General features: G+C 47.6%; 9 protein-coding genes and 1 pseudogene. 9 read left to right on the top strand and 1 reads right to left on the bottom strand.

Features of this window, described 5'->3' with window-relative positions:
- The 8 genes and pseudogenes from EAE93_RS15590 to EAE93_RS15555 form a co-directional block, all read left to right on the top strand.
- On the top strand, window positions 1-4433 hold a 4433-nt coding region (locus tag EAE93_RS15590), incomplete at its 5' end, for a hemagglutinin repeat-containing protein (protein WP_214040046.1).
- Window positions 4434-4447: 14 nt separating this feature from the next.
- Window positions 4448-4675, top strand: coding sequence for a hypothetical protein (locus EAE93_RS15585; RefSeq protein WP_040154383.1), 228 nt, complete (start codon window positions 4448-4450; stop codon window positions 4673-4675).
- 159 nt (window positions 4676-4834) lie between these two features.
- On the top strand, window positions 4835-5545 hold the full coding sequence (locus EAE93_RS25115) for a polymorphic toxin type 17 domain-containing protein (RefSeq protein WP_269468844.1): 711 nt from the start codon (window positions 4835-4837) through the stop codon (window positions 5543-5545).
- 5 nt (window positions 5546-5550) lie between these two features.
- Window positions 5551-5766 carry an Imm31 family immunity protein gene (locus EAE93_RS15575; RefSeq protein ID WP_200868816.1) on the top strand — a complete coding sequence of 72 codons (216 nt, stop codon included), beginning with the start codon at window positions 5551-5553 and terminating at the stop codon, window positions 5764-5766.
- Between the two features lie 226 nt (window positions 5767-5992).
- Window positions 5993-6772: pseudogene (locus EAE93_RS15570) on the top strand (colicin E3/pyocin S6 family cytotoxin); the annotation flags it as partial.
- Window positions 6772-7092, top strand: a complete 321-nt coding sequence (gene imm45, locus EAE93_RS15565) for an Imm45 family immunity protein (protein ID WP_112896999.1) — start codon at window positions 6772-6774, stop codon at window positions 7090-7092. The pseudogene EAE93_RS15570 and the gene imm45, both read left to right, overlap by 1 nt.
- Window positions 7093-7404: 312 nt before the next feature.
- On the top strand, window positions 7405-7959 hold the full coding sequence (locus tag EAE93_RS15560; protein ID WP_250151047.1) for a hypothetical protein: 555 nt from the start codon (window positions 7405-7407) through the stop codon (window positions 7957-7959).
- Window positions 7960-8212: 253 nt separating this feature from the next.
- Window positions 8213-8755: a DUF3916 domain-containing protein gene (locus EAE93_RS15555; protein ID WP_214040044.1), complete on the top strand. Its 543-nt coding sequence runs from the start codon at window positions 8213-8215 to the stop codon at window positions 8753-8755.
- 71 nt (window positions 8756-8826) lie between these two features.
- Here the strand turns inward: EAE93_RS15555 and EAE93_RS25320 are convergent, their stop codons facing one another.
- Window positions 8827-8883, bottom strand: a complete 57-nt coding sequence (locus EAE93_RS25320) for a hypothetical protein (protein WP_332009159.1) — start codon at window positions 8881-8883, stop codon at window positions 8827-8829.
- Between the two features lie 218 nt (window positions 8884-9101).
- Here EAE93_RS25320 and EAE93_RS25605 point away from each other — a divergent pair, with 218 nt between their 5' ends.
- A complete protein-coding gene (locus EAE93_RS25605) occupies window positions 9102-9560 on the top strand; it encodes a DUF2569 domain-containing protein (RefSeq protein WP_214040049.1) in 459 nt (152 codons plus the stop codon).
- Window positions 9561-9742 lie beyond the last annotated feature (182 nt).

Raw genomic sequence — 9742 nt, 5'->3', positions numbered from 1 at the left:
ATACCCGTCCACAGGGCACCGATATCACGATTACAGACCGACAGACCGGTCAGATACATTCTGCCCCCACGACGGTCACGCCGGTGAACGGTATCAAAAATCAGCCACTGGTATTGCCCCCGGAGACGGTGAAAGGGCAAACAGTCGACCCGGTGATACGCGTGGTGACCCCCGATACCCGCCTGCCGGATAACAGCCTGTATACCGTGCAACCGGGCAGTGACAGCCACTATCTGGTCGAGACCGACCCGAAATTTACCCAGTATAAACAGTGGCTCGGCTCGGACTACATGCGGCAACAGTTAACGCACGACCCGGCGCTGGTTCACAAACGCCTGGGCGATGGGTTCTACGAACAGCGTTTGGTGCGTGACCAAATCACCCAACTGACCGGCCAGCGCTATCTGCCCGGCTACAATAACGACGAAGCCCAGTTTAAAGCGCTGATGGATGCGGGTATCGCCTTTGGCAAACAGCAGCAATTAACGCCGGGCGTGGCGCTGAGTCCGGCGCAGATGGCGTTGCTGACCTCGGACATTATCTGGCTGACTAACCAAACCGTGACCCTGCCGGATGGCACTACCGAGGTGGTGACTGTGCCGCAGGTTTACGCGCGTGTCCGTCAGGGCGATCTGAGCAGTGACGGCGCTTTGCTGGCCGGGAATACCGTGGCGCTTAACAATCAGGGCGATATCACCAACAGCGGCTCGATAAGCGGGCGTGACGTCACCCAACTGACCGCCAACAATCTGACCAATAGCGGCTTTATTCGCGGCGGCAAAGTGGATGTGACGACCCAACAGACGCTCACCAACCGGGGCGGCCGGATTCAGGGGGATGACCGAGTGACCCTGAAAGGCCGGGATATCACCAGCGCATCGACGGTACGCGGGGATGACGCTAACCGCTGGCTGGACCGTCCGGCGGGTATCTATGTGCAGAACGATAAGGGCGCCTTATCGCTGAGCGCCATTAACAATGTGCAATTAACCGCCAGTGACGTCAAGAATGCCGGTAAAGACGGTCACACCGAGATAACCGCAGGTCATGACCTGACGCTGGACGCCTTAAGCACGCGCCGCACAGAACAAGGCAACTGGGGGAAAGAGAACTACCGTCATCTGACCCAACAACAAGATATCGGCAGCCAGATAACCGGCGCCGGTGAGGTGACCCTGCAAGCCGGGCAGGATTTGAACGCCACCGCCGCCCACGTCAACGCCGGTCAACAACTGACGGCGCAGGCCGGCAATAACCTGACGCTGACCACCGGTACCGCGTCCTCAGACTTAGTGGAACACAGTAAACAGACCAGCAAAGGCTGGCTGTCGAAATCGTCAGTGGAAACCCACGACGAAGTGCATGACCGGCAGACCCTGAGCACCACATTCAGTGGCGATAAGGTCAATCTCCAGGCCGGTAAAGACTTAAATATCAGCGGCAGTAATGTCGCCGGTACGCAGGATGTCAGCCTGAGCGCCGGTCATCAGCTCACCGTCACCACCGCCGCGGAAGCGCACGATGAAACCCATTTGCGGCAGGAGAAAAAATCGGGCCTGATGGGCACCGGGGGGATTGGCTTCACCTTAGGCAAAGCCAGCCAGAAAGTCACCACCGACAGTGACAGCCAGCTGAGTAAAGGCAGCACGGTCGGCAGCAGCCAGGGCAACGTCACCCTCAACGCCGGTGAACAGCTCCGGGTTCACGGCAGCGAGGTGATTGCCGGTAAAGACCTGACGCTGACCGGTCAACAGGTCGATATCACCAGCGCGGAAAACCGCCATCACACCTCGACAAAAACCGAACAAAAACAGAGCGGCTTAACTGTGGCGCTGAGTGGCACCGCCGGAGGGGCCGTTAACAGCGCGGCGCAAACCGCCAGAACCGCTCGCACTGAAAGTGACCCGCGAGTGAAAGCGCTGCAAAATACTCAAGCCGCGCTGAGCGGTGTACAGGCCGTGCAGGCTGGCCGACTGGCGGCGGCTCAGGGCAGTGACGACAAAGGCAATAACAATCTGGCCGGGGTGAGCCTGTCCTACGGGCGTCAATCTTCCCGTTCAGAACAGCAGCACCGTCAGACCACCCAACAGGGCAGCCATCTCGCTGCCGGGGATAACCTCACGATAACGGCTCACGGGGATAACAAAGGTCCATCGAATCAAAGCGGCGATATCCGCATTCAGGGCAGCCAGTTACAGGCGGGTAAAGACCTGCAACTCAATGCTAACCGGGATATTCAGCTCTCCTCCAGCCAGAGCACTGAACAGACCACCGGCAAAAACAGCAGCCACGGCAGCTCGCTGGGCGTGGGCCTGACTGTCGGGCCGGGGGGCGCCGGCCTGAACGTCTCAGCCAATGTCAGTCGGGGCAACGGCCATGAAAACGGCAACGGCGTCAGCCACACTAACACCACATTACAGGCGGGACAGGCCGTCGGGCTGAACAGTGGCCGGGATACGACGCTGAAAGGGGCTCAGGTCAGCGGCGAGCAGATTACTGCCGAGGTAAAACGCCATTTGACATTAAGCAGCGAGCAGGACAGCCAGCGCTATGACAGCCAGCAACACAACGCCAGCGCGGGCGTCAGCGTCACCGTGGGCCCCCTCACCCACGGCACAGCGAGCCTCAATGCCAGCCGCAATAAACTGCACAGCAACTATGACAGCGTGCAGGAGCAGACCGGGTTGTTTGCCGGCAAAGGCGGCTATCAGGTTAACGTCGGCGACCACACCCAACTGGACGGCGCGGTGATAGCCAGTCAAGCCGACAAAACTAACAACACCCTGAACACTGGGACGCTGGGCTTTAAAGATATTAAAAATCAAGCGGACTTTACTGTCGAACAGCAGAGTGCAGGCGTCAGCCTCGGCCAACCGACCGCCGGTCAGGTCCTGAATAATCTGGCGGTCAATGGGCTGAGCGGTTCCAATAACCAGGGCCATGACAGCAGCACCACGCACGCCGCCGTCAGTGACGGCAACCTGATTATCCGGGATAAAGCGCACCAGACGCAGGATATCGCGACCCTCAGCCGCGATACCGATAATGCCGCCAATGTCCTGAGTCCAATATTTGACAAGGAAAAAGAGCAGCAACGGCTGAAACAGGCGCGACTGATTGGCGAACTCAGCGCCCAGATGACCGAGATAGCCAGTACCGAAGGGAAAATTATCGCCACCAAAGCGGCGAAAGCGAAGCTGGACCATATCAGTGAACCGGACAAAGCCGCAGCCAGAAAAAAACTGGTCGACAGTGGCAATCCACACCCGACTTCGGCGGATATCAATAAGCAAGTTTATGACACCGCTTACACACAGGCGCTGAATGACTCGGGCTTTGGGACCGGCGGAACCTATCAGAAAGCCCTACAGGCGGCTACGGCAGCGATTCAGGGCTTAGCGGGGAACAACCTTGGTCAGGCGCTGGCCGGGGGCGCTTCACCGTATCTGGCAGGAGTGATTAAGGACTTGACTACTGACCCGCAAACCCATCAGGTGGATATCGCCACCAATACGCTGGCCCATGCGATTTTAGGCGCGGTGGCGGCGGAAGTGAGCGGTAACAATGCCCTGTCAGGGGCAGCCGGTGCCGCATCCGGTGAACTGGCGGCTCAGGTCCTGATTAAGCAACTTTACGGCGACGGGGCCAAAGTCAGTGAGTTAACGGAAGAGCAAAAACAAACTATCAGCACCCTTTCCACCCTGGCGGCAGGACTGGCAGGCGGCATTGCTGGTGACTCCAGCGCCAGTGCCCTCACTGGGGCGCAGGCAGGGAAGAATGCAGCGGATAATAATGCTCTAGCTGTACCAATGCCACCACCACCGATAGCGGGTTCAAACACGGGTGAAGCCGTAAATGAAGCAAATCAGACGATAGCTTCAGCTGTGGACAAAAAATTGAAGGAAATGGGAGAATCTATAGATAAGGCGACTCAATGTTCCTTTGGCCGGACATGTTCGTCAGATTATGTGGATAATGAAAATCAACCAAATGTGGGAAAGAATCTAACAAATGAAGAAAAGGCTAAGTATGGTGGAACCGGTTCTGGATCACCAGATGGTTGGGAACCGCAAGATGAGGAAAATGCACGTAACAATAGTGTGCTTCCATCCAGGGATAATCTTAATCAAGCTGCTTCAACCCCCAATCGTAATGGCTTGACGGATGCTGGACGTGCATTACAAAAGCACGGAGGAAGGGAAGGTTCTGTGTATTCATATTCTAGCCAGAAAGCATCTGTTTTAAATAAGGAAGCTCAAACTATAGTTAGTGAAATACTAAGTAATCCAAATACAAAAATAGAATCTAGGTTTGTTTTTGAAAATAAACAGAGGATTACTGTAGTTGAAGCAATTGCTCCTGATGGACGTGCGTTGCGATTTAATGCTGATGGTACAAAATTGATTGGATTTCGTGAGCCACCCAGTAAATGACAGAGAGGAAGAGTATGTTGGAATATAGTGTAGGTAGTTCCGCTGGCCGAGATGATCTTTATGCTGAACTATCTTTTAATAGGGTTCAGTGGGGGGAAATATCATTATCTGAGGACAAAAAATCAGTGAATATTATTATTTATCCTGACAATAATATTCTAGAGTTCAGGTATGATGAATTTTTGCACATTATAGAAAAGGCAAAAGCTCACCTACTTAGTTTGGAACCATTATCTGAGTGACAAAAATTCCAGCCATTGGGCTGGAATTTTCTTCTCTGTTAGCTTGTTGTTGAGAATAACTCGTTATCAGGTGATAAGGCTAGAAAAGCGGTTAAGGAAAGTGCTGAATACTGGAAAGATCAGGTTCGTAACAAACTGGGTGAAAATACGGCTTCTCAGTTGGTTAATGGTGTACTGACTTTTGCTTCTGAAACGGGTGATTTTGTGATGGCAGGCGGGGATACGGCGTTTGATGCAACCGCGGCTTTAGTGACCTGTGCAACAGGCGGTAACTATTGTGAACAGGCAAAAAGTGATCTGAGTAAGAAAGATCAGGCTGTTGCCAATGCCTTTAATTCCCTTGTGAACGGTGAAGCATGGAATGGTATTAAGGATACGGCCATTAAAGCCTCACAAGGTGATCAAAAAGCACTTGAGAATCTGGCAGGCGTAATGACCGGTTTGTTTTCCCCGGTGAAAGAGTTACCTGCTGGAGGCGGTAAACCGTTGGGTGCTGCTTCTGTGGAAAAAAATGGGTCAGCTTTATCCTATGTTGAAGAGCCTCCTTTTAATCCTTCTGGAACTATTGGCTCATCGCAATCTTGGTCAACAAAGGCAAGAGTTAAGTATGTTGAACTTCCTACGGAAGGTAAAATTCGCTATGTTCCGCCAGAAAATTATTCTCCCTCTCAGCCATTACCAAGAGGACCTAATAATGGTTATATTGATAAATTCGGAAATGAATGGGTTAAGGGGGCTTCACGTACTACGGGGCAATCATTCGAGTGGGATGTGCAGCTATCTCGTACCGGTAAGTCCCAACTAAGTTGGGCTACTCGTGATGGCTCTCATCTGAACGTATCGCTTGATGGAAAAATTACATATAAGTGATAAATATGAAAATAGATTTTTATCAAGAAGTTGAAGTTATATCTAGTGCTAAGAATAAGGAATATATCGGCTTGAAGGGGGTAGTTTTAGGTATTAGTGAAGAAGACGGGATTATATATGGTTATTCAGTAATCCTTCACGAAAAAGAGTGCACTGTTTATTTTGAAAAAGATGATCTTATTCCTACAGGGATCAGATTTAAAAGAGAGGATTTTTATTGACAAATATCCTACTAAAGGAACGATACCCCAAATATTGGACAGCCATCTAGCTCTAAAGGTGAAGTTCATTACGCTGGGACAAAATGGCTTATCGAGCTGAAAAGTCGCGTCGGGGCGTTGTGGGCCAAGCATTAAACCACACAGGGAAAAATTGGTTGTAACTGACTGAGTGCATTGGGAAAATCGGTGTTCGATAATCAACTTCGCAATGGAATGCGTTGTTGCTGAGAATAACTATCTGAGCAGTGAGCAGATAGATGACTGGTCTACGGAAATGAAGTCCTGCCAGGCTGGCGGCGGTGACTGTGGAGGTATCATTAAAAAATATGAGGAGTTGAGTACCGCACAACAGAAACAGCTAATAAGTGACTGTGCCGCTAACCCGGCGAGCTGCCAGCAGAAGTACGGTGATGTGCTGACCGATAGTCTGACAGTGAAACAGGCGATAGATCGTGCCTTGGGTGAAGATATCCCGATCAAAATGGTCTACGATCTGACTGCGACCTTTGCGCAGCAAATGCAAGCAGAAGGCGTTGTTGCTACAAACAAAGTCTCTGAGGCTCTCCAGAAGGAATACGGTCTGGATGAGGTACAAGCGGGTATTGTAGCGAGTGCAGCGGCGTCGGCGTTTGGTGGGATTAGTAAGGCTGGTAATAGACTTCCATCCATTAATTCCAGCGCAAAAATTGCGACGGGACAAAGCGTAGGCAGTTTCGAAAAAAGTTTAGTGGGACTTCCTTCTGGAGAACGTGTTGCTATCGTAAAACAAACTGCTGCAAAAGTTATTGTCGAGCAAGGTATGGTTAAAGATAGCAAATTGACCCAAATGAACGGTGGACGAGATGTGTACAAGGGTAAAGATGGAAATTTGTATGCTCTCGATACACAGCATGGCCGATTTGAAGTTGTTTCTCCAAAAGGTAAGCACTTAGGTGAAGTTGACTTCTCTATGCAAATGAGAAAATCGGCTGATACATCCGGCAGTCATAATTTGAAGGTAAAATAATGAAACTCATCGATCGTATAGAAAAATATATATCCAGAGGAACCGTATTCAGGTTGCCGGCAGCATGGCCCTATGAAGAACAAGTTGATTTTATGGTTTTTGAAACTCAGGATGATGAGCGCCCATATGGACTAATTATCTCCTCTGGATATAAGGCTGGCCTATTTTTAGTGAAATTACCCATTGAAAGTATTTCGGATGAAGGGCATGGGCTAAATACGGAATGGGTTATTAAAAATTGGTCTAAATGGATTTATCCAGAATGTGATGTGAAAGATGTATGTTTAATAGAACGATATACAGCAATAGCTATTGATTGAATGAGTAAAATCCCAATCCTCGCGGCTGGGATTTTTCTTTAATCGTTACTTGCTATCTACCAGCCGGGTAATCAACTGCTTTAGTTTAGTGTTACCTCTTTATGCAATCACTAAATCCAAACGGTAATTGTAGAAGAAGCTGTTGCTGCTATGATGCGGATGTACAGATCGCAGGTCACGGTATAGCGGTAGCATGTTCCGGGTTGGAAAGGCGCGTCGGGGGAAAAAGTTGCGGTACCGAAAACGCCACAGCAAAAAACGGCTGTAACTGACGGAAAGGACAGTGAAAAAGCAGGTTCTCTGCCGGATTCCGTGACAGAGAGAGTTGTTGTAGACAACAATCACCTCAGTGTGGAGAAGAATCAATCACGCAGTGAGGAACTGGTTAATTGTCAGGGTGATACCAGTTGCCGTGCGACTGTCAGGGATAAATATCGGCAGGAATATGACAAGGTTCAGGAGCGGATAGCAACGTGTTCAGGGGCTGACCAATGCGTTGCTGTTGCCAAAGAGCTGCGGGCATTGCAAGGTGATTACAGTGCCCGGATAGGCGAAATTCAGGAAAAAGCCAGAATGCAGGGGCTGGATTCCCTTACGCCGGCAGAAGTGCGGGAATGGGCAGATTTACGCGGTGCGATGTCAAATATTGACGCATCACGGAATTTGGTGCTCCATCGTGCCCAAGTCACCGGCGGCTCAGAAGAAACGACCCAGGAAATCGTGAAGATTAGATTATGGGGCAGACGGGGATTGCGGCGTCTGCGGGGGTGGCCAGAGGGATCTGTAAGGCTGGAGCAAAAGGCGGTGGAGATGTTGGAAAAGGCAAGCAATCGTATCAACCGAATCAGGGGGCTATTGGTAATATGAAAGAATTTCTTACTCAACCCGGTTTTGGTACTCAAATAAAAAATAGTACACAAAAAATCAGCCAAATATATCAGGGGCAGAGTGTTTATAAAGCCGATAACAATATTGGAAAGGTGATCAGCTATATCTTGATGGTCAACATAAAAACCATTTTCAGGTTTTTGATAACAAAGGGAAATTTAAGGCTGTCTTAAACTTGGATGGTACGGTAAACCAGACCAAAACTGATGCTGCTAAAGGAAGGAAATTATAAATGTCTATGCGTAGAATAGCGTTGAGCAATAAAAAATTGCGTGGTATACCACGTAGACTACGTTCATTGAAAATATGGTCCGAGTCATATAGAACCTATTTTCCTGTTATCACTGAAAATGATTATTCTTATGGTTACTGGAATGTGAAAATTCCGGTACATTCAGCATTGGTACAAGGAAAACAGACAAATAAAAACATTCAATCTACTTGTGCTCAAGATTTGATAGATGCAGCTTATAACATTTATAAGGCGAAGCCAGACAACATAAATAATATAAGAATTACTTGTTCCATTGTATTGCCTGATATGTTTTCAAGTGAATTATGTATATTCACATCTGAGGAATACTTCAATGAACATACACGTAATGGGTATAGTCGGTTTGGTAAAATAACTTTATTGAGTGAACGAAGTTTATGCAAAGAATGGAATTTACGATTACCCGATGGTTTTTCAGAGCTAGGTGTTCTTAGAATAAGTGAAGATGACGAAGGAAAGCCTTATTATTCTGAACACTGGTATATTGGTGAAGTTAACTAAAGCTAAGAGTTTATGTTTTAAATATAAATCTCGGCCAACAACGCCGAGATTTTACTTTATATACCAGCTAATTATCCTTTATTAGCCAGTCGGATAATCAACTGCCCCCGTTCAACGGTGATGTTCACCACCTGTCCGGTGGCAAATCCGGCTTCTTACAGCCAGTTGCCTTAAGGTGCAAGCTGGGATGCTGGCTGTAATAGTGGGTCATACCATGCGTTCAATATAGAGCATCCAGATATAGCCTGCTTTAAATAGCGTTTCATAATTCTGCTACACATAGCCTTATCCAACCCGTTGTTATACATGGAATTATGAGTGGTATAAGGTGTAGCGCTATTTTGGAATCTTATTTAATACCAGTACCGTATGTGAAGATAAAGAACTGAGTGGCATTGGCGGATTTATTTATTTACCCGCAATAAATGTTATCTTTGCAATATTTAGCTCTTTATTTAGTTCATATAAAACGATGACAATCTTAACCTCCAGTTATGATTTTCTAGGTGAATTATATATCCTTATAGGATTTGAGTTTATCTGTTTTACAATTATTTTTGGAGTTGCACTTTATACATCTATTCTCTTCTTTAGAAAAAAGAAGAGAACACCTTTATTTTACATTATCCTGTTAGTTTTTAATTTATTATTTGTCATCGCCGATTTAGCATTAACTCATTATGTATATGAAATAAAACTGGATTATAATTATCTTTTCTTGTTTTTTAGAACTGTATTTTATGCATGTATATGGATACCTTACTTTATTATATCCATTCGAGTTAAAAGAACATTTATAAAGTAATGATTAAAATCAAACTATTTTGCAAATAACATTCAATAAGAGTAGGTGCATTTTTTGTAACTCATATTTATTCGAAAAATATGACCGTCAAAATTCTTAAGCGTGGACGAATGGACGATTACGATGGCCCACCTATTCAGGTGAGCCATTTTTACTGTTATTAATTAGCGTTATAGCAAGTT

It is taken from the genome of Photorhabdus akhurstii (assembly GCF_018448925.1).
GTDB classification, from domain to species: Bacteria; Pseudomonadota; Gammaproteobacteria; order Enterobacterales; family Enterobacteriaceae; genus Photorhabdus; species Photorhabdus akhurstii.
This window is presented reverse-complemented; position numbering and strand designations above follow the sequence as displayed.

Bases quoted from the DNA above. Each gene is read 5' to 3' on its own strand.
- EAE93_RS15585 (WP_040154383.1), top strand. From the start codon at position 4,448: ATGTTGGAATATAGTGTAGGTAGTTCCGCTGGCCGAGATGATCTTTAT.
- EAE93_RS15575 (WP_200868816.1), top strand. From the start codon at position 5,551: ATGAAAATAGATTTTTATCAAGAAGTTGAAGTTATATCTAGTGCTAAG.
- imm45 (WP_112896999.1), top strand. From the start codon at position 6,772: ATGAAACTCATCGATCGTATAGAAAAATATATATCCAGAGGAACCGTA.
- EAE93_RS15555 (WP_214040044.1), top strand. From the start codon at position 8,213: ATGTCTATGCGTAGAATAGCGTTGAGCAATAAAAAATTGCGTGGTATA.